Source organism: Achromobacter aegrifaciens (assembly GCF_902859735.1).
GTDB lineage: Bacteria > Pseudomonadota > Gammaproteobacteria > Burkholderiales > Burkholderiaceae_B > Achromobacter > Achromobacter aegrifaciens.
Genome location: NZ_CADIJY010000011.1, coordinates 85,875 through 109,322, shown reverse-complemented (window position 1 = coordinate 109,322; position 23,448 = coordinate 85,875). Strand labels below are relative to the sequence as shown.

Below are 23,448 nucleotides of genomic sequence, written 5' to 3'. Positions count from 1 at the left end.
CCCTGTTGTCAAAAACCAACATGGAAAACCGAAGGAGCGCCGAAAACGTCATATCCAGCGCCAATGCGCCTCTCCAGGGAAGCCAAAGCCCCCCAAATGCCTTAAGATTGTTTCCAGCACGCAGGAAACCCAGTAGCTATTCCTTTGAACCAGCTCTTGGCGTTGCTATACTGGCCCCGTTTTCCTGATATGCGGCGGGGGTTCGCTGCGAGTCACTTATCCAGCTTCAAGCTCAACGAGGAGAAACATGAACAAACCCTCCAAATTCGCTCTGGCGCTCGCCTTCGCCGCCGTCACGGCCTCTGGTGTAGCTTCCGCGCAAACCGTGGACAACTGGCGCAACCCGTTCGGTGACGTTTGGAAGAACGGCACGAACGAACTGTGCTGGCGCGATGCATTCTGGACCCCGGCCACCGGTATCCCCGGTTGCGACGGCGTGCCGGTTGCACAACAGAAGGCGAAGCCGGCCCCGATGGCGGCCAAGGTCGTGTTCAATGCTGACACGTTCTTCGACTTCGACAAGTCGACGCTGAAGCCCGAAGGCCGTCAGCTGCTGGACCAAGTCGCCCAGCAAGCTCGCGGTATCGACCTCGAAACCATCATTGCTGTGGGCCACACCGACTCGATCGGTACCGAAGCCTACAACCAGAAGCTGTCCGAGCGCCGCGCCGCTTCGGTCAAGACCTACCTGGTCAGCAAGGGTATCGACCCGAACCGTATCTACACGGAAGGCAAGGGTGAGCTGAACCCGATCGCTTCCAACAAGACGAAGGAAGGCCGCGCCCAAAACCGTCGCGTTGAGATCGAAATCGTGGGTAGCCGCAAGTAATTGCTGGACTAGCTACAATAAGGGGGCCTCGCATAGCGAGGCCCTTTTTTTCGCCAGCCACGCACCAAAGCGGTGCAGGGCTGCGCCGCCCCTCCCTCGCCCGGCGCGATGGACCCCTCTATATATAGAGTCATAGAGTCGCCTTACGCTGAACCTGCCCATGACTACGCAAACCCACGATACCGCCCGCCCCATCAACGCCGACCAGGCCGAAATCGACAAGTTCGGCGCCCTGGCCAGCCGCTGGTGGGATCCCGAAAGCGAGTTCAAGCCCCTGCACGCCATCAACCCGCTGCGGCTGGAATGGATCCAGGAATGCGCAGGCAGCCTGGCGGGCAAGAAGGTGCTGGACGTGGGCTGCGGCGGCGGCATCCTGTCCGAAGCCATGGCGCGCAGCGGCGCCGAGGTGACCGGCATCGACCTGGCCGACAAGTCCCTGAAGGTGGCTCGCCTGCATGGCCTGGAATCGGGCGTGAAGGTGGAGTACCGCAAGGTTCCGGTGGAGGAACTCGCAGCGGAACAACCCGGCCAGTACGACGTGGTGACCTGCATGGAAATGCTGGAACACGTGCCGGATCCGGCGTCCATCGTGCGCGCCTGCTCGACCCTGGTGAAACCGGGCGGCTGGGTGTTCTTCTCGACGCTGAACCGCAATCCCAAGTCCTTCCTGTTCGCCATCGTGGGCGCGGAATATGTCCTGCGCCTGCTGCCGCGCGGCACGCACAGCTATGACCAGTTCATCAAGCCCAGCGAGCTGTCGGCAGCCGCGCGCGGCGCCAACCTGGAACCGGTCAGCATGCGCGGCATGGAATACAACCCGATCACCCAGATCTACACCCTGTCGTCCGACACCTCGGTCAATTACCTGATGGCTACCCGCAAATGAGCGCCCTGATCCTGTTTGACTTCGACGGCACGCTGGCCGACACCGCCCCCGACCTGGCCGCCGCAGCCAACCGCCAGCGCACCCGCAAGGGACTGGAACCTATGCCGTACGAGGCCCTGCGCCCGGTCGCATCCCAGGGCGCCCGCGGCCTGCTGCGCGTGGCGCTGGACCTGAAGCCGGGCGACGCCGACTACGAGCCCACCCGGCTGCAGTTCCTGGAAGACTACGCCGCCGGCTCCACCGTCCACAGCAAGCTGTTTCCCGGCATCGAAGCGCTGCTGGCGGACATCCGCAACCGCGGACTGTCCTGGGGCATCGTGACCAACAAGGTCACCTATCTGACCCTGCCCATCGTCGAATACCTGGACCTGACGCGCGACAGTGCCGTCCTGGTCTGCGGCGACACCACGGCTCACGCCAAGCCGCACCCGCTGCCGTTGCAGCACGCCGCGCGCGAAGCCGGCTTCGCCGTAGACCGTTGCGTCTATGTCGGCGACGATCTGCGCGACATCCAGGCCGCGCACGCGGCGGGCATGCCGGCGGTCGCGGCCGCTTACGGCTACGTCGGCGAAGACGACAACATCACGGCCTGGGAAGCGGAAACCTGCGCCAATTCCCCCGCGGAACTCTGGTCCGCCATCCAGCCGCTGCTGCCCAGCGACCTGCGGTAAGCCTGCCTGACCGGGCCGCCACGCGGCCCGGCTCCTGTCTTGCTGTTGTTCGTGAAAATTAGTTGAGTTTCCCGAACAATATTTCCGAAACCAGGGCCTTTATCCTGAAACCAAAGTCACTTAAAGTGTGGCTTATGCAAGGCATGCGGGTGCTTCCCGATTGCCTTTTCCGGCTGATGCCGGAGGTTGCGGACACCGCCGTCCGCCACTGATCCCTGCCACGGCGCCCTTCGGCCCCGTTGCTCTGCCCGGCATTCAGGCCGGCGCACACCTGACCTTTTTTAGACCGCCCACAACGCCCCCCGCGCGCCGCCTTGCCGCGTCGCGCCAGAGGAATGCCTATGCTATTGCCCATCCTGTTACTTTCCGCCGCCGGCTTCACCATCCTGACGACAGAGTTCCTGATCATCGGGCTGCTGCCCGGCCTGGCCCGCGACCTGAACGTCACCGTGTCCCAGGCCGGCCTGCTGGTATCGCTGTTCGCCTTCACGGTGGCGGCGACCGGTCCGCTGCTCACGGCGCTCATGGCCAACATAGAGCGCAAGCGCCTGTTCATTGGCGTGCTGGTGCTGTTCGGCCTGTCCAACGCCCTGGCGGCCGTCGCGCCGAACATCTGGGTCATGGCCGTGGCGCGCCTCGTCCCTGCCCTGGCTCTGCCGGTGTTCTGGTCGCTGGCCAGCGCCACGGCCGTGGAACTGGTCGGCCCGGCGCGCGCCGGCCGCGCCATCTCCATGGTTGCCTTCGGCATCGTCGCGGCCACGGTATTCGGCATCCCCATCGGCGTGCTGATTTCCGACGCCTTCGGCTGGCGCGCCGCCTTTGGCGTGCTGTCGGCGGTGGCGTTCGCCAAGGCCCTGCTCTTGCTGTTCGCCTTCCCCAGCACCCGCATCCGCGCCGACAGCGTCAAGCTCATCACGCAGCTGCGCATCCTGCGCAACCCGATCGTGGTCGGCCATGTGCTGCTGTCGCTGCTGGTCTTCACCGGCATGTTCACGGCCTACACCTACCTGGCGGACATGCTGGAGCGGCTGGCCGGTTTCAACGGCCAGATCGTCGGTTGGACGATGATGGCGTTCGGCGCCGTCGGTTTGATCGGCAACACCCTGGGCGGCCGCATGGTGGACCGCAGCCCCCTGGGCGCGACCGCCTTGTTCTCGGCGCTGATGGCGGCAGGATTGGCCGTGATCGCCCCCGTGATGCAGTCGCACGGACTGCTGGCCGTGGCGCTGGGCGTCTGGGGCATTGCGCAAGCCGCGCTCTTCATCGTCTGCCACGTGCGGCTGATGAAGTCCGCGCCGGAAGCGCCGGCCTTTGCCGCGTCCCTGAATATCTCGGGCGCCAACACCGGCATCGGCCTGGGCGCCGTGGTCGGCGGGTACGTCATCGACAACTACGGACTGGCCTCGCTGGGCTGGGCCGCGGCCGTCATCGTCGGCATCTCCGTGGTCCTGGCCTTCGCGCTGATGGCGGCTTCGCGCCCGCGCCGGGAGCCCAAGGCGGCCTGCGCCAACGCCGTGTGACGGCCCGCCTGTATCGTCTGCGCCACGCCCGGGCATGGCGGCGCAGACGATGCAGCAGGCTATGGCGTTTCCCAGTACAATAGATCTTCTTGGGGCCGATCCGGATTCGACGTGGGTCGCGAAACAACTCAGGGCATGCCGAGCACCAGTACGCTCGTTAAACCACTGGAACACTACAAACGCCAACGACGAGCGTTTCGCTCTCGCCGCTTAAGCGGTGAGCCGCTGCACTGATCTGTCCTTGGGTCAGGCGGGGGAAGGCAACTTCCTAGGGGGGCAACCCTCGAACCGCAGCAGCGACATTCACAAGGAATCGGTTTGAACTGGGGTCACACGGTTCAAATTTAAATTACGTGAATCGCTCTGGTCCGGCCTGTCGGTTGGCTAAGTCCAGGGTTAAAACCAAATAAATCGACTACGCATGTAGAACTGGTTGCGGAGGGCTTGCGGACGGGGGTTCAATTCCCCCCGGCTCCACCAAATACCGCAGAAGGCCGGTCTGATTCAAAGTCAGACCGGCCTTTTTTATTTGCCTGCGCCGGCCACCGGCCGGCGCTGTGCTCACACCTCCAGCCTGAACTGCGGCAAGGTGATCTCGTCCGACACCTGCTCGAAACACACCCGCACCCGGCTTCCTATCCGGACCGCCTCGGGCGGGGTGTCGATGATGTTGGCCATCATGCGCACGCCTTCGTCCAGGTCGATCATGGCGACCACATATGGCACTTTTCCGCTCAGGGCGGCATTGCTCGGACGCCGGTTGACGGTGTAGGTGTAGACGGTGCCCAGTCCTGCGGAGTCGATCCACTCGATGCTGTCGGACAGGCAGGTGGTGCAGAATTCGCGCGGATAGAACTGGCGCGTCTTGCAGCAGGCGCATTGCTGGATGACCAGGCGGCTTTCCTTCGCCGCGTCCCAGTAAGGCTGGGTGATCCGGGTCGGTTGCGGCAGCGGGCGTTGGGCGAGTTCCATGGTCAGACTCCGAGTATCAGGGTGGTGTTGCAGGAAAAAACCAGGCCTGGCGCGTGCACCAGGGCCAGTTCGGCGCGGGGCAGCTGGCGCTCGCCGCATTCCTTGCGCAATTGGTGCACGGCCTCGAGCAACAGCAGCATGCCGAACTGGCCGGGATGGTTGTAGGACAGGCCGCCGCCCGAGGTATTGATGGGGAAGTCGCCCCCCGGAGCCAGGCGTCCGTCCGCCACGAAGGCCCCACCCTCCCCGCGCTTGCAGAAGCCCAGTTCTTCCAGCGACTGGATCACGCCGATGGTGAAATGGTCGTAGATCTGCACCACGTCGATGTCGGCGCGCGTGACGCCGGCCATGGCGAGCGCGGCGTCGGCCGTCTGCGCCACATTGGTGTCCAGCCAGTCCGCCGTGTTGAAGGGCGTGTAGTGGTGCGAGAAGGATTCGGCGATGCCCATCACGTAGACCGGCGGCCGCTTGAGCTCTCGCGCTCGCGCCGCGGACGTGATGATGACCGCGCCGCCGGCGTCGGTCACCAGGCAGCAGTCGCGCTGGCGCAAGGGGTCGGCAATCAACTTGGACGCCATGACTTCCTCGATCGAGGTGTCCTCGCGGCGGTAGGCCTTGGGGTTGAGCTGCGCCCATTTGCGCGCCGCCACCGCCACTTCGGCCAGGTCCTTGTGGGTGGTGCCGTAGCGCTGCATGTGCAGCTGCGCCACCATCGCGTAGTAGCCGATGGGGCTCAGCTGCCCATACGGCGTAATGAACTGTCCGCGCGGCATGCGCATGTCTTCGGGCGTGCCGCCCACCTTGCGTGTGCCGTCCGACAGCTGGGTGCTGCCGTAGGCCACCAGCGCCACCTCGCACATGCCGGCCTCGATGGCGGCCATGGCGTGGCGGATGTGCATGACGCTGGACATGCCGCCCACGCTGGTCGAATCCACATAGCGCGGCCGTATGCCCAGGTATTCCGCCAGGTGCAGGCCGGCGAACTTGTCGTCCACGTGCGCGAACACGCCGTCGACGTCCTTGAGCGTCAGGCCGGCATCGCGCAGCGCGCGGGCCGCTGCCTGCGCCTGCAGGTCCAGCGAGGTCATCCCGGGCACTTTCCCCAGGTCGGATTCGGCGGCGCCGACGATGGCAACCGATTTCGAGAGATGCTTGCTCATGTAGGGATCTGTTCCTGTCGAAGTCGAAGAAGAAGAAAGTTCAAAGCGTCCGTGCGATCAGCTCTCGCATCACTTCCGAGGCACCGCCGTAGATCCGGTTGGGCCGCACGTCGGTGTAGGCGCGGGCGATGGGGTATTCACGCATGTAGCCGTAGCCGCCGTGGAACTGCAGCAGGTCGTCGATGGCGCTGGTGGCTTCAGATGCCCACAGCTTGGCCATGGCCGCGCCGCCGGCATCGAGCTCGCCATCCAGGTATTGCTGCACGCAACCGTCGACGAAGGCGCGAGTGGCGGCGGCCAGGGTCTTGATGTCTGCCAGCTTGAAGCGGATGTGCTGGTTGTCGATCAACGCCTTGTCAAAGGCGCGCCTGTCCTTGGTGTAGTCGACGGTCCATTGCAGCGCGCTTTCCAGCGCCATGGCGCAGCGCACCGCGATCATCAGGCGCTCGCGCACCAGTTCCTTCATCAGATAGCCGAAGCCCTGACCTGGCTCGCCCAGCATGTCCTCGTCCGGCACGAACATGTCCTGGAAGAAGAGTTCGGCCGTGTCCTGCGCCTTCTGCCCGACCTTGTCCAGCAGGCGTCCGCGCGTGAATCCGGGCGTCGCGGTATCGACCCAGAACAGGCTGATGCCGCGCGCGCCGGCTGCCGGATCGGTCTTGGCCACCACCAGCACGCGGTCGGCATGGAAGCCGTTGGTGATAAAGGTCTTCTGGCCGTTGATGACGTAGCCGCCCTGCGCGCGGACCGCCGCGGTGCGTATCGCCTTGACGTCGCTGCCCGCGCCCGGCTCGGTCATGGCGATGGACGCCACGATATCGCCCTGGGCCATGCCGGGCAGGTCGCGCTGCTTCTGGCGCTCGGTGCCGAAGTTCAGCAGATACGGCGCGACGATATCGGAATGGGTGGTGAAGCCGGTGACGCCGGTGGCCAGCGCACGGGCGATCTCTTCCACCACGATGATCGTGTGCAGGAAGTCGCCGCCGCCCCCGCCGTATTCCTCGGGCGTGCTGGGCAGCAGGATGCCGGCCGCGCCGGCCTTGCGCCACAGTTCGCGCGGCACCAGGCCTTCCTGTTCCCATTGGTAGTGATGCGGCGTGATCTCTTGCGCGATGAAGCGCGCCACGGTGTCGCGGAACAGGTCATGCTCCGCCGAGAAAAGCTTGCGCTGCCGATTCATGCTGCCTCCTGATCTTTCATGGCGGGCCGCCTAGGCTTGCGGCCAGTAACGTTGCTTGACCAGGCGCTTGAGCAGCTTGCCGGTCTCGGTGCGCGGCATGTCGCTGGAAAAGTCCACGCTCTTCGGGCACTTGATGGGCGAGATCCGGTCGCGGCAATAGTCGATCAACTGCCGCGCCAGGTCGGGGCTGGCCGCGGCCGGATCGCGCAATTGCACGACGGCCTTGACCTCCTCGCCGAACTCCGGGTTCGGCACGCCGACCACCGCTACGTCCGCCACCGCGGGATGCGTGCTCAGCAGGTTCTCGGCTTCCTGGGGATAGATGTTGACGCCGCCCGACACGATCATGTTGGACAGGCGATCGGTCAGGTACAGATAGCCGTCCTGGTCCAGGTAGCCGATATCGCCGTAGGTGGCCCAGCCGCGCGTGTTGTAGGCGCCGCGCGTCTTGGCCGGGTCCTTGTGGTATTCGAAGGAGCCGCCGCCGGAAAAATAGATGACGCCAGGCTGGCCCGGGGGCAGTTCGTTCAGCCCGTCCTCGCTCATGATGTGGGCCTGGCCGAACTCCGGCCGGCCGACCGAGCCGCGGTGCGCCAGCCACTCATCGGAGCCCAGCGAGGTGCGTCCCACCAGTTCGGTGCCGCTGTAGTACTCGTACAGGATCGGCCCCCACCACGCGATCATGGCTTCCTTGACGTCGGCGGGACACGGCGCAGCCGCATGCACGGCGTAGCGCAACGTCGACAGGTCGTGGCGCGTGCGCTCCTCCTGCGGCAGGCGCAGCAAGCGGATGAACATGGTCGGCACCCATTGCGAATGCGTGACGCCATGGGTGGCGATGGCCTCCAGCGCAGCGGCCGCGTCGAATTTTTCCATCATCACGCAGCTGCCGCCCGCCCGCAGCGCCGCCATGTTCCAGCGCACCGGGGCCGCGTGATAGAACGGCGCGGTGGACAGATAGACGGTGTCGCGGTCGAAAGCTTTCCAGGCGCTGCTGGGCGCATCGCCAACGCGGAAATAGCGGTTGGCCACCGACAGCGGGCGCTTGATGCCCTTGGGCAGCCCGGTGGTGCCCGACGAATACAGGAAGTCCGTGCCTTCCGGGGTTTCAGGCAGGGCCACGTCATCGGCGTAGCGGCCGATCCAGTCTTCGTACGGGATTGCGCTGGCGTCCGCGCCGTCCATGCTGACGCGCAGCACGCCGCGCGCATCCAGCTCGTCCGCATCCGTTTCGGCCTGCGTGTGACCGGAATAGAACAGCACCCGCGCGTCGCAGTTTTCGATGATGTAGCGCGCTTCCTCGCGCTTGAGGTGGCGGCTGATGGTGGTGTAGTACAGGCCGACGCGGTGCGCGGCCCACAACAGTTCGAAGAAGCGCGGATGGTTTTCCAGGAATACCGCGATCACATCGCCGGATTGCAGGCCGGCGTCCAGCATGGCCGCCGCGCATTTGCGGCTGCGCAGTTCCAACTCGCGCCAGGTCACCGTGGTGCCGGACGGAATCATGCGGTAGGCGATGCCATCGGGCATCTCCCGGGCATGGGCTTCAAGTACTGACATGGTTCACCTCTGGTTTTCTCAATGCGCCAGGCTGGCGGCGCCGTGGCTCAGCACCACCGTGCCGCGCTCGTGGGCCAGCGCGCGGAATTGCAGGCGGTCGCCGTCGCGCCAGATCTCCACGCGCAGAGTCTCGCCCGGGAAGAACGGCGCGGAAAAGCGCGCGGCAATGGCGCCCAGCCGTTGCGGCGCCGCCGGCGCGCAAGCCTGCAGCAAGGCTCGCGCCGCCATGCCGTAGGTGCACAGGCCATGCAGGATGGGCCGGTCGAAACCGGCGGTGCGCGCCATGTGCGGCAGCGCGTGCACCGGATTGAGATCGCCGTTCAGGCGATAGAGCAACGCCTGCTGCGGCAGCGTGGACAGCAGCACGACCTGATCGGGTTCGCGTTGCGGCGTGGCCGGCAGGGCCTCGGGCGGCTCGTCGCCCTGGCCGAAGCCGCCATCGGCGCGGCAGAACGACACATGCTCCACCGTGGCCAACGGCGCGCCGCTCTCAGCATCCGAAATGTCGCGCACGGTGACTACCAGCGCACCCTTGCTGGCGCCTTTGTCCACGACGCGCGTGACGCGGGTCTGGCTGCGCACCGCGCCGGCCGCGGCCAGCGGCGCATGGAAGGTCATGCGGTGCTCGCCGTGCAGGATCTTGACCCAGTCTATGCCGGTGGCCGGATCGGCGGCCCAGCCATTGGGCGCGCCGATGGTGGCCAGGAAAGTCGGCACCACGGCCGTCCCGTCCTCGTGCACGTAGCGCAGCTCGGCTTCATCGGCCGGATCGCTGCCGTAGCCCAGGCCCAGCGCGTAGATCATGCAGTCGCGCGCGCTGTAGCGGTCGACGCGGTCCTCGAACTTCCAGTTGCGCAGGTTTTGATAATCGATTGCCATGGATCATGCCTCCCTACGCATGCCGGCGGCGCCAGGCCGCCGGCATGCTGGTCATTCCGCCTTGATGCCGGCGGCCTTGATGATTTTTTCCCAGCGGTCTTTTTCCGACCGGATGAAGCTGTCGAACTCGGCCGGCGTGCCGCCCAGCGGAATGCCGCCCTGCTGCGCCAGCTGCTTTTTCACCTCTTCATCGGCCAGGACCGCGTTGAGCTCCTTGTTCAACCGCGCGACCACCGCTGGCGGCGTGCGCGCCGCGACCAGCACGCCCAGCCAGGCGCCGACGTCGACATCGGGATAGCCTTGCTCGGCCAGCGTCGGCACGTCGGGCAGGATCTGGCTGCGTTCGCGGGTGGTGACCGCCAGCGCCCGCAGCCTGCCCGCCTTGACCAGCGGCGCCACGGTGATCACGTTCTCGACCGTGAAGTCGACCTGGCCTGCGACCAGGTCGTTGGTCGCGGGCGCGGCGCCCTTGTAGGGCACGGTGACAGCGGTGAAGTCCAGGCGGTTCTTCAGCAGCTCGCCGCCCAGGTGTCCGGACGTGCCGATCATGGAAACCGCCATGGACAGATTGCCCTGCTTCTTGCGGGCATAGTCGCGGAACTCGGCCAGCGTCTTGACCGGCGCGTTGGCGTTGACCACCAGCGCGTTCGGCATGGTGATGATGCGGATCACCGGGGCGAAGTCGGACATGGCATACGGCAGTTTGCTGTACAGCGTGTAATTGACCGCGTTCGGGCCGCTGCTGCCCATGACCATCGTGTAGCCGTCGGGCTCGGCGCGCAGCAGGCCTTGCATGCCCAGGATGCCGGCCGCGCCTGCCATGTTTTCCACCACCACCGGCTGGCCGAGCCGCTCCGACAGCTTCTTGCCTATCACCCGACTGGTGATGTCCAGGATCCCGCCGGGCGAACTGGGCGCGATCAGGCGCAGGGGCTTGTTCGGATAGTCATCGGCCGCGTGCGACATCTGCGGCAAGGTCATTGCGGTCATCAGGCCGGCCAGCACTGCCAGCGTGTATCGCCTGCGTGTGTTCATGTATGTCTCCTGATTGGTCTTGTGTCCGCGGGCTTGTGGCGCCCGCTGTCTCGAATCCGGCAAACGGACCCGTTGCCGCGCGTCAGTCCACCTTCATGCCGGTGGCATCGACCACGCCCTGCCACTTCTTCACTTCGCTCTTCAGGAAGGCCCGCGCCTCTTCGGGGCCGCCGGTCAGGGGCCGGGCGTAGATCCGGTCCATGAATTCCTGGACATCCGGCTGCTTGTTGATGTCGGCCACGGCATCGGCCAGCGTCTTCAGGACCGGCGCCGGCACCTTGGCGGGGGCCGCCATGAAGTACACCGCTTCCACGTCGTAGCCCTTGAGGCCGGCTTCCTCGATGGTGGGCAGGTCGGGCATCGCCTTCATGCGCTCGCGCCCGGTGACAGCCAGCGCCTTCAGCTTCTTGGACTGCACCAGCGGAATGGCCGTGGAAACGCTGCCGAACATCATGTCCACGGTGCCCGACATCAGGTCCACCTCGGCCGGCGACACGCCCTTGTAGGGCACGTGGGTCATGTCGACGCCGGCCATGACCTTGAACAACTCGCCCGCCAGGTGAATGGACGAGCCCATGCCGGCCGAGGCGAAAGTCAGCTTGTTGCCGCCGGCCTTGGCCTTGCTGATCAGGTCGTCGACACCCTGGATGCTGGAGCCGGGCGGCACCACCAGGATGTTGGGCGTGGAGGCCACCATGCCTATGGGCATCAGGTCGCGCTCCCAGTCGTAGGGGTTGCGCTTCATGGCGGCGTTGGCCGCCACATAGTTGGCCGCCATCGCGATGGTGTAGCCGTCGGCCGGGGCCTGCGTCAGCGCCTGGATCGCGATGTTGCCGCCCGCGCCGGGGCGGTTTTCCACGATGAATGTCTGGTTGAAACGTTCGCCGAGCTTTTTGGCGTACAGGCGGGCAAGCAAGTCCGTGGCGCCGCCGGGCGCGAAGCCCACGTACACCCGCACCGGCTTGTCCGGATAAGCGTCGGCCCCGCTGGCTGCGCCTGCGGCAGCCAGGCTCAGTACCGCGGCCAACAATCCCTTCAACATTGCCATGAGTCGATCTCCTTCCGTTTTTTTAGAGATATGGGAATGTCGGGCCAACTTATTCCGACATGCCGAACAGTATAACGACGTGCCGATATTAATTGTCAATAATTCCGGTGGTGTGTATATTTGTTCGGAACCTCGGAATAAATTCAAACTTGCCTGGCGCCTATCCCGGGATATCGGATTTCGGGCCCAGCGTGCCGGGCGCCATCAGCTACAGAAGGGGAATGGAGATGGACCTGCAACTCACCGGTAAAGTCGCCGTCATCACGGGTTCCGGCCGCGGCATTGGCTACGCGTCGGCACTGGCCCTGGCGCAGGAAGGCGCCCGCATCGTCATTACCGACATCAATCCCGAATCGGTGGAACAGGCGGTAGCCAACCTGAAGCAGGCCGGCCACGAGGCCATCGGCGCCGTGCTCGACGTCTGCGACGCGGAACAGGTGCAGACCATGGCCGAGCTGGCCGCGCACAAGTTCGGCGGCATCGACATCCTGGTCAACAACGCCGGCTTCACGCGCGACAAGTACCTGCTCAAGATGCCGGTGGAGGACTGGGATTCGGTGGTCGACACCATCCTGAAAGGCGCCTACTACTGCACCAAGGCCGCCCTGCCCTCGATGATGGAAAGGAAGTGGGGCCGCGTCATCAACATCGCCTCGCGCGCGCACTGGGGCAATCCCGGCCAGACCAACTACTCGGCTGCGAAGGCGGGCCTGATCGGCTTCACCCGCGCGCTGGCGCTGGAACAGGGCAAGTTCAACATCACCGCCAACGCCATCGCCCCGGGACTGATCGAAACGCCGCTGGTGCGCGGCCTGTCCACCTACGAAACCCTGCGCGCCAATGCGCTGGCGCGCCAGCCGGTGCCACGCCTGGGCGCGGTCGAGGACATCGCCAACGCGGTGGCCTTCCTGGCTTCTGAACGGTCCTCCTTCATCACGGGCGAACTGCTGCATGTGACCGGCGGCCGCTACGCTTCGTAAAACGCTCCTCCCTTCCGGAATCCGATCAGCCATGCAAAGCGCAAGCCCTGCCAGCCCATCCCCGCTTCCCGTCCAGCAGCCGCTGGAGGTCGGCCATTGCTTCGAATCCGCCGGCCGCACCATTACCGAAAGCGACATCGTCAACTTCGCCTGCCTGTCCGGCGACTTCAACCGCCTGCACGTCGACCACGAGTACGCCAGCGCCACGCCCTTCGGCCAGCGCATCGCCCACGGCCTGCTGGTGCTGTCCGTGCTGTCCGGGCTGACCACCCAGTCCAGCGGCTACCGCCAGCTGGAACCCTACGTGCTGGCGCTGATCGACATCAACTGCCGCTTTCCCAAACCCACCTTCATCGGCGACACCATCGTCGTGCGAGTGACGGTGACCGAAAAAACCGGGCAGTACCGGCCGGGCAAGGACAAGGTGGTGTTCCGGCGCGAAGCCGTCAACCAGCGCGGCGAGGTGGTGGTCCAGGCCGACTTCGCGATGGTGCTGCGGTCCATGGAGGGCGCGGCATGAAACCGTTCGCAGACCTGACGCGCTTCGTCAATCCGCGCAATGTGGCCGTGGTCGGCGCTTCTGCCCGCGAATCCAGCCAGGGGCGCCGCCTGTACGACAACCTGGTGCTGCATTCGTCGGTGCCGGGCGAGGTGTACGCGGTCAACCCGGCCTACCAGGAAATCGGCGGCCGGCCCTGCTGGCCATCCATCAGCGCCCTGCCGCCAGCCGAGATCGACGTGGCCCTGATCATGATCAACGCCTCGCTGGTGCTGGATGCCTTGCGGCAATGCGCGGCGCGCGGGATCCCTTTCGCGGTGGTCATGACCTCCGGCTTTTCCGAGGCAGGCGAGGAAGGCCGGCGCCTGGAACGCGAGATCGCCGAGCTGTGCGAGGCTACCGGCCTGCACGTCTACGGGCCGAACTGTCCGGGCTTCGTGAACGTGCGTGACCGCCTGGGCATGACCTTCTCGCCCGCCTTCAAGGACGATCTGAACACCGGCTCCATCGGCTTGGCGACCCAGGGCGGCGGACTCGGCCGCAACCTGCTGCAGGGCCTGTCCTACGGCCAGGGAGTGGGCCTGTGGTTCTCCGCCGGCAACGAGGTCGACCTGGAGATTCCTGACTTCATCGCCCACATGGCGAACGATCCGAAAACCAGCGTGATCGCCTTGCTGATGGAAGGCGTGAAGCACGGCAGGCGGCTGACGGCGGCGCTGGAACTGGCGCGCGCCCGCAACAAGCCGGTGGTGGTGCTGAAGGTGGGCCGGTCGGAAGCCGGCGTACGCGCCGCGCAGTCGCACACGGCGTCGGTGGCCGGCACGGCTGCGGTCAACAGCGCTGTGTTCCGGCAGTTCGGCGCAATCGAAGTGGACGACCTGGACCAGCTGCTGGCGGTCTCGCGCCTGCTGACGCGCATCACGCCCAAGAGCGGCAACGGCCTGTGCATCCATACCTTCTCGGGCGGCACCGCCGCGCTGGCCGCCGACATCGCCGGCGCAGCCGGCCTGCCGATGGCGGTGTTCGCGCCCGAGACCAAGGCCGCCTTGCGCAAGCTGCTGCCGGATTTCGCCAGTATCGACAACCCGGTAGACACCACTGCCGACATCCTGCGCAACCCCGAAGCCTCGGCGGCCTGCCTGCGCGCGATATGCGCCGACCCGGCGGTGGGCACGGTGCTGTTCCCCATCCCCATGGATTACGGTTCCATCACCGACGGCATGGCGCAGGCCATCGCCACGGTGGCGGCCGAAACCGAAACTCTGATCGTGCCGGTCTGGATGAGCCGGCGGTTGGGCGGCGGTTTCCAACTGCTGGAAACCGCCGGCCTGCTGCCGTTCCTGTCGCTGTCGGACGCGATCGCGGCCCTGTCCAAGGCCATACCGTGGAAGCGGCCCGAACGCGCGACGGCGGCAGCGCCCGCGCACGCCGATGCCGCATCCGACCAGGCCCGCATGCTTAGCGAAGCCGCGGCCAAGGCCATGCTGCGCGCGGCCGGCCTGCCAATACCCGAAGGAGTGGTTGCCGCCAGCGCCGAGCAGGCAGCCCGCGAGGCCGAGCGCCTGGGCTTTCCCGTGGTGATGAAGGTGGTCAGCGCCCAGATCGCGCACAAGACCGAAGCGGGCGGCGTCAAGCTGGGCATCGCCAGCGCCGGCGCGGCGCGCGAAGCCTATGCCACCATTCATGAATCGGTCGCACGCCACCAGGCGGACGCCATCATCGACGGCATCCTGGTGGAGCGCATGCTGCCGCCGGGCGGCCGCGAGGTGCTGGTCGGCGTGCATAGCGATGCGGCCTTCGGCCTGGTGCTGACCTTCGGCCTGGGCGGCATCTTCGTCGAAACCATCCGCGACGTGGCCCACCGCATGGTGCCGTTGTCGCGCGACGATGCGCGCGCCCTGCTGCGCGAGATCCGTTACGCCGACGTGCTGGACGGCGTGCGCGGCCAGGCGCCCGCCGACCTTGCCGCGCTGGAGGACCTGATCCTGCGGGTCTCGGACTTTGCCTGGAGCCGCCGCGACACCTTGCAGGAACTGGAGCTCAACCCGGTCTGGGTCGGCGCCGAAGGACAGGGCGCGATGCCGCTGGACGCGCTGATCGGCCTGCGCCCCGGCGCGGATGCCAGCCTGGAGCAACGCCCCTCATGACCGCCGCCGCAACGCCCTCCTCGACCATCTCCGCCTAGGACTCGCATGGACTTCTCACTGGACTCCACCCAGATCGAATTGCGCGACTCGCTGCGCCGCTACCTGACGGCCGAAGTCGCGCCCATCGTCAACCGCTACGAGGCCGAAGCCCGCGTGGTGCCGCAGGACATGGTCCGCGCCATGCGCGACTTCGGCCTGTTGGGCGGCATGCTGCAGGAAAAGGACGGCGGCTACGGCCTGCCGATGACGACCTACGGCATGCTGATAGCCGAACTCGCGCGCGTCTGGCCGTCGCTGCGCAGCATCGTCAGCACCAGCAATCTCGCCGCCTCGGTGCTGAGCGACGGCGGCTCGCCCTACCTCAAGGAAAAGTACCTGCCGCGCGTCCTGTCGGGCGACGCGATCGCCAGCTTCGCGCTGAGCGAACCCAACATTGGTTCGGACGCGGCCCATGTCGAAACGCGCGCGGTGCAGACCGAAACCGGCTGGCGGGTCAACGGCCGCAAGCTCTACATCAGCCTGGGCACGGTCTGCGAGCTGGGCGTGGTGTTCGTGCAGACCCAGCGGGATGGCGGCGAACGCGGCGTGTCCTGCCTGCTGTTCGAGCGCGCCATGCAAGGCTTCTCGTCCAGCCCCATCGACAAGATGGGCATGCTGAGCTGCCCGTTGGGCGAGCTGCTGTTCGAAGACGTGGAGATCCCCGCGGCCAACCTGATCGGCGCCGAGGGCAAGGGCTTCGCGCTGGCCAAGAAGTACCTCAACATCGGCCGCTGCGTGGTGGCGTTTTCCGCGTTGGGCATCGCCGAGGCCGCCTATGAGGCGGCGGTAAAATACGCCGGCGACCGGGTCCAGTTCGGCCGGCCCATAGGCGGCTTCCAGCTGGTGCAGCATATGATCGCCGACATGATGACGCTGGTCGAAACCTCGCGCCTGCTGTGCTGGCGCGCCGCCGACGCGCTGGACCGCAACGCCGCCGACAGCCAGATGCTATGTTCGATGGCCAAGCGCCATGCCACCGACACCGTGCTGCGCGTGGCGGAACTGTCCATGCAGGTGCATGGCGGCGCAGGCTACACCACGCTGTTCCCCGTCGAGCGTCATTACCGCGACGCCCGCCACCTGAGCATTGCCGAAGGCACCAACCAGATCCAGGCCCTGCTCATGGCGCAAAGCGTATTAGGCATTTCCGCGTTGAAATGACCGGCTACGCAAACGCCCGGGCCGGTTCCACTATCCACTCCGACATCCTATGCCGCAAATCCTCCCTACCGCACAGCGCGTGCTGCAAGTCTTCGAAGTCTATGCGCGGGAGCGCCGTCCCCTGACGAATTCGGAAATGGCGCGCTTTCTCGACCTGGCCGACAGCAGTTGCTCGGACCTGCTCTACACGCTGCGCCAGGCAGGCTACCTGTTGCGCACGCCCAAGTCGCGCTACTTCCACCCGACGGGCAGGCTGCTCGACGTGGCCCAGGGCATTTCGGCGGCCGACCCGCTGCAAGCCTTCGCGTCCGAAGCGCTGGAGATCCTGACGCGCCAGTCCGGCGAATCCTCGATGTGCGGCCTGCTCGACGGCAACAAGGTGAAGATCTACGCCAGCCAGGAAAGCCCGCGCGCCTTGCGCTACGTGGTGCAGCCCGGCACCACCTTCGACCTGCAGGTCGCGGCGCTGGGCAAGGCGCTGCTGGGTGAAATGGACGCCGCAGAACGCAACGCCGTGATCGATGCGCTGCCGTTCGAACACGTCACGGCCAGCAGCATCACCGACCCCGGCACCTTGCGCACGCAGATCGAATCCCAGCTGGAAAAGAAGTACTTCCACACCCGCGACGAAGGCAATGAAGGCGTCTCGGCCATCGGCATCGCCGGGCGTGTCGGCGGACAGTTGACTGCCCTGTCCATCGTCGGCCCGACCCATCGCATGGACGCCAACATGGAGAAGTACACCCAGGTCATCCTGGACGCGCGCGCCGAATTCTTCGAATCCTGAGAACCCGACACATCATGGAGTGACGATAGACATGGCTGGTCCCCTGAACGGATTGACGGTGGTGGAAATGGCCGGCATCGGGCCCGGCCCGTTCTGCGCCATGATGTTGGCGGACATGGGCGCGGACGTGATCCGCATCGACCGGCTTGCGCCCGGCTTCCTGGGCGGCGGCGGCACCATCATCGACCGGGGCCGGCGCACGATCGCGCTGGATCTCAAGAAGCCCGGCGCGACCGACATCGTGCTGCGGCTGCTGGACCGGGCGGACGCCTTGCTGGAAGGCTTCCGGCCGGGCGTGATGGAAAGGCTGGGCCTGGGGCCGGACGAATGCCTGGCGCGCAATCCGCGGCTGGTGTACGGACGCATGACGGGCTGGGGCCAGGACGGACCGCTGGCGCAGGCGGCCGGCCATGACCTGAACTACATCGCCATCACCGGCGCGCTGCACGCCATGGGACATGCCGACCGGCCGCCGACGCCGCCGCTGCATCTGGTCGGCGACATGGGCGGCGGCGCCATGATGCTTGCCTTCGGCGTGCTTTGCGGCCTGCTCGAGGCCGGCCGCACGGGCCGGGGCCAGGTGGTGGACGCAGCCATCTGCGACGGCGCGTCCCTGCTGGCGAGCGCCTACCACGGCAAACTGCAAGACGGAGGCTGGATCAACCAGCGCCAGTCCAACATGCTGGACGGCGGCGCCCATTTCTACGGCTGCTATGCCTGCGCGGACGGCAAGTACGTTTCCATCGGCGCGATCGAACCGCAGTTCTACCGCCTGCTGCTGGAGCGTTGCGGCATCGACGACCCGGACTTCCAGCAGCAATGGGAACGTGCGCAATGGCCGCAGCTGCGCGCCAAGCTGGCCGGCATCATCGCCGGCCGCACCCGCGAGCAATGGTGCGCGCTGCTCGAAGGCACGGATGCCTGCTTCGCGCCGGTGCTGGACTTCGAGGAAGCGCCGCGGCACCCCCACCATGTGGCGCGCAACAGTTTCATCGAAACCGGCGGCATCGTGCACCCCGCCCCCGCGCCGCGGCTTTCGCGCACGCCCGGGCAGGCTCGCGCAGTGCCCGCGGCCGGCGCGCACACGGAAGAATTGCTGGCGGAACTGGGCCTGGCGCCAGCCGAGATCCAGGCCCTGCGCGAACGCGGCGCCATCGCCTGAGCGCCCGCGGCAGCTTGCGGCCGGATCCGCATGGCGCGGCCCGGCCATCATGGAAGGCAGACATGGAGACCGATCCGATGCAAGTCATCTCTAGCGAGTTCAAGACCCTGCTCTATGCCGTGGAAGGCGGCGTCGCCACCATCACGCTGAACCGCCCCGCCCAGCGCAACGCGCTGGACATGGTCATGCGCGAAGAGCTGGCCCATCTGGTGGGCGAGATCCGGCGCGACCGCGGCGTGCGCGTCGTGATCCTGGCCGGCGCGGGCGGCGCCTTCTGCTCGGGCGGCGACATCTCCACCATGGGCTCCGGCGGCTCCGCCGAAGAGGCGCGCGAACGCATGGCCAGCCTGCTCCTGACGATAGAAGGCCTGATCACGCTGGACCGGCCGGTGATCGCAGCGGTCGACGGCCCGGCCTATGGCGCCGGGCTGGGCCTGGCCCTGACCGCCGACCTGATCCTGGCCTCGCCGCGGGCGCGCTTCTGCCTGTCCTTCCTGCGGCTGGGGGCCATCCCCGATTGCGCCACCATGTACACGCTGCCGCGCATGGTGGGCCTGCAACGCGCCAAGGAACTGGCCTTCTCCACCCGCGAATTCGAGGCGCAGGAAGCCCGCGACATGGGCATCGTGTTCGAGATCCAGCCGCAGGAGGCGATCCACGAACGCGCGCGGCAGATCGCGCTGTCCATGGCAGAACTGCCCATGGCGGCGCTGGCGATCACCAAGCGCGGCTTCAACGCTTCGCTCAACAGCGACCTGAACGCGATGCTGGACCTGGAAGCCGCGGGCCAGGGCGTGGCCCGCTCCACCGACTACCACCGCGAGGCGGCCGGCCGCTTTCTCGACAAGGTGGCGCAACGCTTCCAGTGGCCGGCGGCCGGCCTCTAGCCCGAGGTCCGCGCGCTTGCCCGCCGCGCCAGCGTGCAGTAGTACTCGGCAGCCGGCGTCAGCGGCAGGCCGGCGCGCTGCACGATGCATACCGGCGGCGCGGGCAGCGGTTCCTTGACGCGGATTTCCTGGAACACGCCTTGCAGCAGCGGATACTGCAGCCATTGCACCGGCAGCATCATCAGCAGGTCGGAATTGGTCAGGGCCGTGATGAAGGTCAGCGCGGACTGGGCCTTCAAGGCCAGGTGCGGCGGCGGCAGGCCATGCTTCTCGAACAGCGGACCCAGCTCTTCTTCGGCCTTGTGCGTGATGGAGGTGGTGATCCATTGCGCCCCGGCCAGGTCGCGCAGGGAACGGGCGCGCGCCAGCGGATGGCCCTTGCGGCCGATGATCACGCGCGTGTTGTCGAAGAGCTTTTCCACCTGTAGCTCGCCAGGCGTGCGCGCGGGCACCGGCCCGATGTAGAAGTCCACGGTGCCATCCAGCAGGGACGCCTCCACCAGCGGGTAGACCCCGTCGATGATCTCCAGATGAGTATCCGGGTAGCGCGCCCGGAACTCGCGCAACACTTCGGCGAACAGTCCCAGATGCGGCGCGGTCGACATGCACAGCGTGACGCGTCCGCGGGACGCGCCGTTCAACTGGCCGATCTCGTCGCGCGCACGCTGCAGCTCATGGCGGATGGCGTTGGCCCGCCTGAGGAACACGGCGCCCATGGGGGTCAGGCGCACGCCCTTGGCATGCCGTTCGAACAGCACGCACCCCAGCTCTTTCTCGAGTTCGCGGATGCTGCGCGAGATGGCCGGCTGAGGCGCGTCCAGATGGCGGGCCGCGGCCCTGACGCCGCCGCGTTCGGCCACGGCCAGGAAATCCCGCAGGGTGTTGAGCTTCATGGAAGTGAATCAAATTTGATATCGGCAAGCCAATTCTGCCATCTTTCGGCATCATGGACATAGGCCTAGGATGCTTCCAAAGCCTGCAGATGAGCAGGCAACCGAGGAGACCGAAGGTGGAGAAGCGAGCCTCGCCCCGCGTGCTGATCGTGGGCGCCGGACCGGCCGGACTGAGTCTGGCGATCGAACTGGGGCACAGAAGGATTCCGTGCCTGCTCATCGAGCGCAACGACCGCGTGGGATACGCACCGCGCGCCAAGACGACCAATGTGCGCACGCGCGAACACCTGCGCCGCTGGGGCATCGCCGACCGATTGCGCGCGGCGTCGCCGCTGGGCGCGTACTACCCCTCCAACGTCGTGTTCTGCACCCGCCTGGCCGGCGTCGAACTCGGGCGGCACGAGAACGCCATGTACTGCGCCCCCGGCCGCAATCCGCTGTACTCGGAACACGCGCAGTGGATACCCCAGTACACCGTGGAAGAGGTCTTGCGTTCGCATGCCTCCTCGCTACCCGACGTGGAGATACGGTTCCGCTCCGAGCTGCTGGACCTGACGCAGGATGCCGGCGGAGTGCACGCGCGCTTGCGCGATCTGGCGCAAGGCCGGGACATCGAACTGGAAGTGGATTACCTGGTGGGCGCCGACGGCGCCCGCAGCCTGGTGCGGGACCTGATCGGCACGCGCATGGAAGGCAGCTACGGGCTGTCCCGCAACTACAACATCGTGTTCCGCGCCCCCGGACTGGCCCAGGCCCATCGGCACGGCCCCGCCATCATGTACTGGCAGATCAACGGCGACGCGCCCAGCCTGATCGGTCCGATGGACAGCGGCGACACCTGGTTCTTCATGCCCACTCACGTGGACCCGCAGCAACGCGCCAGCGACATCGACGCGCGCGCCATGATCGCCCGCGCCACCGGCATCGACCTGCCATACGAGGTGCTCAGCAGCGACGAGTGGACCGCCAGCAAGCTGCTGGGCGACCGCTACCGCCAAGGGCGCGTCTTCCTGGTGGGCGATGCCTGCCATCTGCATCCGCCCTTCGGCGGCTATGGCATGAACATGGGGGTGGCCGACAGCGTGGACCTGGGCTGGAAGCTGGCCGCGGCGCTGCAAGGCTGGGGCGGCCCCGCCCTCATCGACAGCTATGAACGGGAACGCCGGCCCGTGCACCAATGGGTGCTCGACGAAGCCGAACACAACCATTCGATCCTCGGCAATCATTTGCTGGCGGACCATCTTGAAGACGCTGGCGCCGCAGGCGAGCAGGCGCGCCAGGCAGCCGGCGCGCGCATCCGCGCGGCGAAGATGCGCGAGTTCTCCACCCTGGGCGTGGTGCTGGGCTACCAGTACGCGGACTCTCCCGTCATCGTGCCCGACGGCAGCCCCGAGCCGGCCCGGGACTTCATCAACTACACGCCCTCGTCCCGTCCCGGCGCCCTGGCGCCGCATGCCTGGCTGCATGACGGCAGCTCACTGTACGACCATTTCGGCCCGGGTTTTACCCTGCTGGCCTTGCCCACGGCAGCCGCCCGCGACGTCGATGCCGCCGTATCCGCAGCGCAGGCTGCGGGCGTGCCCTTGACGCTGATCCGTCCGGACGAAGGCGGCGTGGCCAACCTCTACCCCGCCCCGCTCACCCTGATCCGGCCCGACCAGCACGTCGCCTGGCGCGGCGCCGCGTGGCCGGATACCGACCTGTACGCCCGGGTGACAGGGCGCAACTGAAACCACAGCCGGCGCTGCGCTGCCCCGCGCCGCCGCCATCCCAGCCTAGAGAGATCCGCCACCAAGGCGGACGACAGGAGACCTACCATGATCCGCAATGAAGATCTGGCGCATGCCGAACAGGCTGTCGCCGGCTTTCGCAACCGCGTCCTGCCCTTGCTGTTCGCAGGATATCTGCTCAACTTCCTGGACCGCACCAACATCAGCTATGCGCAGCTGCAGATGGGCGCGGACCTGGGCATCTCCCTGGCGGCCTACGGGTTCGGCGCGGGCCTCTTCTTCATCGGCTATGCCAGCGTATGCGTGCCCGCCAACCTGGCGCTGCAACGCTTCGGCGTCAGGCGCTGGCTGGCCTGCATGTTCCTGGCCTGGGGCCTGGTCTCCTGCCTGATGGCCGCGCTGCACGGTGAAAAATCGTTCTACGCGCTGCGCTTCCTGCTGGGCGTGACGGAAGGCGGTTTCATTCCCGCCGTCAACTTCTACATCGCATCCTGGATTCCGCCGCGCTACCGCAGCCGCATCAATTCGATCTTCATCATGGCGCTGCCGCTGGCCATGATCTTCGGCGGGCCACTGGCGGGCGCGCTGCTGAAGATCGACGCCGGCATGCCGGGCTGGCGCTGGCTGTTCCTCATCGAAGGCCTGCCCACCATGCTGCTGGGCTTGCTGATCCTGCGCTACCTGCCCGGCACGCCGCAGGAGGCCCGCTGGCTCAGCGACGGCCAGCGCCAGGGCTTGCGCGCCGTCATGGAACACGAGGCTCCGGCCCGCACGGCCTTCCCCTCCGCTTCCTGGACGCACGGATTCGCCGTCTTCCGCCAGCCCATGCTGTGGGGCCTGCTGTTGATCTTGCTGGCCGCGTATGCCGCGACCTTTGCCCTGGCGTACTTTCTTCCGACCATACTCAAGCAGCTGTACGGCATCACGCCGCTGGAAATCGGCGCGCTGCTGATGATTCCCAACGTCGTGGCGCTGGTGTTCAGCTACGTGGTCGGACGCAGCAGCGAACGCACCGGCGACATCCGCTGGCACCTGGCGGTCGTCTGCCTGGCGGGCGCGGGCGGCTTCCTGATGCTGCACGGCGCGGCGACGGTGTCCCTGGCGGCATTCCTGGCCGTGGTGTCCATCATCACCGGCTACACCATCGCGTACTACGGTCCGCTCAATGCCGCGGTGCAGAACTACATCGGCGCGAGCGCCGGCCCCCTGGCGCTGGTTACGACCATCGGCTCGCTGGGTGGCTTCTTCGGCCCGACCCTGACCGGCGCGGTCATGCAGGCCAGCGGCGGCGAATGGGAACTCGCGGCCCAGGTGTTCGCCCTGGCGACGCTGGCGAGCGCGGGCCTGGCGATCCTGTGCTTGCGCAACCGGCGCGCGGCGCCGGCCGCGCAAGCAGCGGCCTCCGGCACCTGAAATCGACACA

At 66.7% G+C, this 23,448-nt stretch carries 21 protein-coding genes and 1 other RNA gene; 14 read left to right on the top strand and 8 right to left on the bottom strand.

What is annotated here, in order from left to right:
* The first annotated feature begins 247 nt into the window (after window positions 1-247).
* The 5 genes from ompA to ssrA all read left to right on the top strand — a co-directional run bounded on the left by ompA (window position 248) and on the right by ssrA (window position 4,386).
* Window positions 248-829: an outer membrane protein OmpA gene (gene ompA, locus HV766_RS23920; protein ID WP_013392385.1), complete on the top strand. Its 582-nt coding sequence runs from the start codon at window positions 248-250 to the stop codon at window positions 827-829.
* Between the two features lie 160 nt (window positions 830-989).
* Window positions 990-1,715: a bifunctional 2-polyprenyl-6-hydroxyphenol methylase/3-demethylubiquinol 3-O-methyltransferase UbiG gene (ubiG, locus tag HV766_RS23915; protein WP_054450880.1), complete on the top strand. Its 726-nt coding sequence runs from the start codon at window positions 990-992 to the stop codon at window positions 1,713-1,715.
* Window positions 1,712-2,386, top strand: coding sequence for an HAD-IA family hydrolase (locus HV766_RS23910; protein WP_054450877.1), 675 nt, complete (start codon window positions 1,712-1,714; stop codon window positions 2,384-2,386). Before ubiG ends, HV766_RS23910 begins: the two co-directional genes overlap by 4 nt.
* 341 nt (window positions 2,387-2,727) lie before the next feature.
* Entirely contained in the window at window positions 2,728-3,906 is a 1,179-nt protein-coding gene (locus HV766_RS23905; protein ID WP_119450907.1) for an MFS transporter, read from the top strand.
* Between the two features lie 91 nt (window positions 3,907-3,997).
* Window positions 3,998-4,386: a transfer-messenger RNA gene (ssrA, locus tag HV766_RS23900) on the top strand.
* Between the two features lie 81 nt (window positions 4,387-4,467).
* On the opposite strand, the gene HV766_RS23895 is transcribed toward ssrA, so the two are convergent.
* The 7 genes from HV766_RS23895 to HV766_RS23865 all read right to left on the bottom strand — a co-directional run bounded on the left by HV766_RS23895 (window position 4,468) and on the right by HV766_RS23865 (window position 11,740).
* Window positions 4,468-4,878 (bottom strand): Zn-ribbon domain-containing OB-fold protein, encoded by a 411-nt coding sequence (locus tag HV766_RS23895; protein WP_175181962.1) that lies wholly within the window; start codon window positions 4,876-4,878, stop codon window positions 4,468-4,470.
* 2 nt (window positions 4,879-4,880) lie between these two features.
* Window positions 4,881-6,038, bottom strand: a complete 1,158-nt coding sequence (locus HV766_RS23890) for an acetyl-CoA acetyltransferase (RefSeq protein WP_119450909.1) — start codon at window positions 6,036-6,038, stop codon at window positions 4,881-4,883.
* A gap of 40 nt (window positions 6,039-6,078) precedes the next feature.
* A complete protein-coding gene (locus HV766_RS23885; RefSeq protein WP_054450868.1) occupies window positions 6,079-7,218 on the bottom strand; it encodes an acyl-CoA dehydrogenase family protein in 1,140 nt (379 codons plus the stop codon).
* A 30-nt stretch (window positions 7,219-7,248) separates the two neighbouring features.
* A complete protein-coding gene (locus HV766_RS23880; RefSeq protein WP_175181961.1) occupies window positions 7,249-8,778 on the bottom strand; it encodes an AMP-binding protein in 1,530 nt (509 codons plus the stop codon).
* An 18-nt stretch (window positions 8,779-8,796) separates the two neighbouring features.
* On the bottom strand, window positions 8,797-9,657 hold the full coding sequence (locus tag HV766_RS23875) for a MaoC/PaaZ C-terminal domain-containing protein (protein ID WP_054450862.1): 861 nt from the start codon (window positions 9,655-9,657) through the stop codon (window positions 8,797-8,799).
* A gap of 51 nt (window positions 9,658-9,708) precedes the next feature.
* Window positions 9,709-10,692: a Bug family tripartite tricarboxylate transporter substrate binding protein gene (locus HV766_RS23870; protein ID WP_054450860.1), complete on the bottom strand. Its 984-nt coding sequence runs from the start codon at window positions 10,690-10,692 to the stop codon at window positions 9,709-9,711.
* 82 nt (window positions 10,693-10,774) lie between these two features.
* Window positions 10,775-11,740: a tripartite tricarboxylate transporter substrate binding protein gene (locus HV766_RS23865; RefSeq protein WP_054450858.1), complete on the bottom strand. Its 966-nt coding sequence runs from the start codon at window positions 11,738-11,740 to the stop codon at window positions 10,775-10,777.
* Window positions 11,741-11,967: 227 nt separating this feature from the next.
* Between HV766_RS23865 and fabG the strand changes: the two genes are divergently transcribed.
* The 7 genes from fabG (at window position 11,968) to HV766_RS23830 (ending at window position 19,402) form a co-directional block, all read left to right on the top strand.
* On the top strand, window positions 11,968-12,720 hold the full coding sequence (fabG, locus tag HV766_RS23860; RefSeq protein ID WP_119450912.1) for a 3-oxoacyl-ACP reductase FabG: 753 nt from the start codon (window positions 11,968-11,970) through the stop codon (window positions 12,718-12,720).
* Window positions 12,721-12,751: 31 nt separating this feature from the next.
* Window positions 12,752-13,240: a MaoC/PaaZ C-terminal domain-containing protein gene (locus tag HV766_RS23855; protein WP_054450854.1), complete on the top strand. Its 489-nt coding sequence runs from the start codon at window positions 12,752-12,754 to the stop codon at window positions 13,238-13,240.
* Complete coding sequence (locus tag HV766_RS23850; RefSeq protein WP_119450913.1) at window positions 13,237-15,366, top strand: acetate--CoA ligase family protein; 2,130 nt, start codon at window positions 13,237-13,239, stop codon at window positions 15,364-15,366. The genes HV766_RS23855 and HV766_RS23850 overlap by 4 nt, the downstream gene beginning before the upstream one ends.
* A 45-nt stretch (window positions 15,367-15,411) precedes the next feature.
* Window positions 15,412-16,566 (top strand): acyl-CoA dehydrogenase family protein, encoded by a 1,155-nt coding sequence (locus HV766_RS23845; protein ID WP_175181960.1) that lies wholly within the window; start codon window positions 15,412-15,414, stop codon window positions 16,564-16,566.
* Between the two features lie 49 nt (window positions 16,567-16,615).
* The gene (locus HV766_RS23840; RefSeq protein ID WP_125472800.1) at window positions 16,616-17,353 is read left to right on the top strand and encodes an IclR family transcriptional regulator; all 738 of its coding nucleotides are present in this window, start codon (window positions 16,616-16,618) and stop codon (window positions 17,351-17,353) included.
* Window positions 17,354-17,384: 31 nt separating this feature from the next.
* The gene (locus HV766_RS23835) at window positions 17,385-18,515 is read left to right on the top strand and encodes a CaiB/BaiF CoA transferase family protein (RefSeq protein ID WP_175181959.1); all 1,131 of its coding nucleotides are present in this window, start codon (window positions 17,385-17,387) and stop codon (window positions 18,513-18,515) included.
* Window positions 18,516-18,577: 62 nt separating this feature from the next.
* Window positions 18,578-19,402 (top strand): enoyl-CoA hydratase/isomerase family protein, encoded by an 825-nt coding sequence (locus HV766_RS23830; RefSeq protein WP_054450846.1) that lies wholly within the window; start codon window positions 18,578-18,580, stop codon window positions 19,400-19,402.
* Here HV766_RS23830 and HV766_RS23825 read toward each other — a convergent pair.
* Window positions 19,399-20,295 (bottom strand): LysR family transcriptional regulator, encoded by an 897-nt coding sequence (locus tag HV766_RS23825; protein ID WP_054450843.1) that lies wholly within the window; start codon window positions 20,293-20,295, stop codon window positions 19,399-19,401. The genes HV766_RS23830 and HV766_RS23825 overlap by 4 nt on opposite strands.
* 116 nt (window positions 20,296-20,411) lie before the next feature.
* On the opposite strand from HV766_RS23825, the gene HV766_RS23820 reads away from it, so the two are divergent.
* Window positions 20,412-22,025, top strand: coding sequence for an FAD-dependent monooxygenase (locus HV766_RS23820; protein ID WP_254593353.1), 1,614 nt, complete (start codon window positions 20,412-20,414; stop codon window positions 22,023-22,025).
* A gap of 87 nt (window positions 22,026-22,112) precedes the next feature.
* Window positions 22,113-23,438 (top strand): MFS transporter, encoded by a 1,326-nt coding sequence (locus HV766_RS23815; RefSeq protein ID WP_175181957.1) that lies wholly within the window; start codon window positions 22,113-22,115, stop codon window positions 23,436-23,438.
* Window positions 23,439-23,448 lie beyond the last annotated feature (10 nt).

What these genes read in the sequence shown, in the direction of transcription:
- ompA (WP_013392385.1), top strand. Translation starts at nt 248, where the DNA reads ATGAACAAACCCTCCAAATTCGCTCTGGCGCTCGCCTTCGCCGCCGTC.
- ubiG (WP_054450880.1), top strand. Translation starts at nt 990, where the DNA reads ATGACTACGCAAACCCACGATACCGCCCGCCCCATCAACGCCGACCAG.
- HV766_RS23910 (WP_054450877.1), top strand. Translation starts at nt 1,712, where the DNA reads ATGAGCGCCCTGATCCTGTTTGACTTCGACGGCACGCTGGCCGACACC.
- HV766_RS23905 (WP_119450907.1), top strand. Translation starts at nt 2,728, where the DNA reads ATGCTATTGCCCATCCTGTTACTTTCCGCCGCCGGCTTCACCATCCTG.
- HV766_RS23895 (WP_175181962.1), bottom strand. Translation starts at nt 4,878, where the DNA reads ATGGAACTCGCCCAACGCCCGCTGCCGCAACCGACCCGGATCACCCAG.
- HV766_RS23890 (WP_119450909.1), bottom strand. Translation starts at nt 6,038, where the DNA reads ATGAGCAAGCATCTCTCGAAATCGGTTGCCATCGTCGGCGCCGCCGAA.
- HV766_RS23885 (WP_054450868.1), bottom strand. Translation starts at nt 7,218, where the DNA reads ATGAATCGGCAGCGCAAGCTTTTCTCGGCGGAGCATGACCTGTTCCGC.
- HV766_RS23880 (WP_175181961.1), bottom strand. Translation starts at nt 8,778, where the DNA reads ATGTCAGTACTTGAAGCCCATGCCCGGGAGATGCCCGATGGCATCGCC.
- HV766_RS23875 (WP_054450862.1), bottom strand. Translation starts at nt 9,657, where the DNA reads ATGGCAATCGATTATCAAAACCTGCGCAACTGGAAGTTCGAGGACCGC.
- HV766_RS23870 (WP_054450860.1), bottom strand. Translation starts at nt 10,692, where the DNA reads ATGAACACACGCAGGCGATACACGCTGGCAGTGCTGGCCGGCCTGATG.
- HV766_RS23865 (WP_054450858.1), bottom strand. Translation starts at nt 11,740, where the DNA reads ATGGCAATGTTGAAGGGATTGTTGGCCGCGGTACTGAGCCTGGCTGCC.
- fabG (WP_119450912.1), top strand. Translation starts at nt 11,968, where the DNA reads ATGGACCTGCAACTCACCGGTAAAGTCGCCGTCATCACGGGTTCCGGC.
- HV766_RS23855 (WP_054450854.1), top strand. Translation starts at nt 12,752, where the DNA reads ATGCAAAGCGCAAGCCCTGCCAGCCCATCCCCGCTTCCCGTCCAGCAG.
- HV766_RS23850 (WP_119450913.1), top strand. Translation starts at nt 13,237, where the DNA reads ATGAAACCGTTCGCAGACCTGACGCGCTTCGTCAATCCGCGCAATGTG.
- HV766_RS23845 (WP_175181960.1), top strand. Translation starts at nt 15,412, where the DNA reads ATGGACTTCTCACTGGACTCCACCCAGATCGAATTGCGCGACTCGCTG.
- HV766_RS23840 (WP_125472800.1), top strand. Translation starts at nt 16,616, where the DNA reads ATGCCGCAAATCCTCCCTACCGCACAGCGCGTGCTGCAAGTCTTCGAA.
- HV766_RS23835 (WP_175181959.1), top strand. Translation starts at nt 17,385, where the DNA reads ATGGCTGGTCCCCTGAACGGATTGACGGTGGTGGAAATGGCCGGCATC.
- HV766_RS23830 (WP_054450846.1), top strand. Translation starts at nt 18,578, where the DNA reads ATGGAGACCGATCCGATGCAAGTCATCTCTAGCGAGTTCAAGACCCTG.
- HV766_RS23825 (WP_054450843.1), bottom strand. Translation starts at nt 20,295, where the DNA reads ATGAAGCTCAACACCCTGCGGGATTTCCTGGCCGTGGCCGAACGCGGC.
- HV766_RS23815 (WP_175181957.1), top strand. Translation starts at nt 22,113, where the DNA reads ATGATCCGCAATGAAGATCTGGCGCATGCCGAACAGGCTGTCGCCGGC.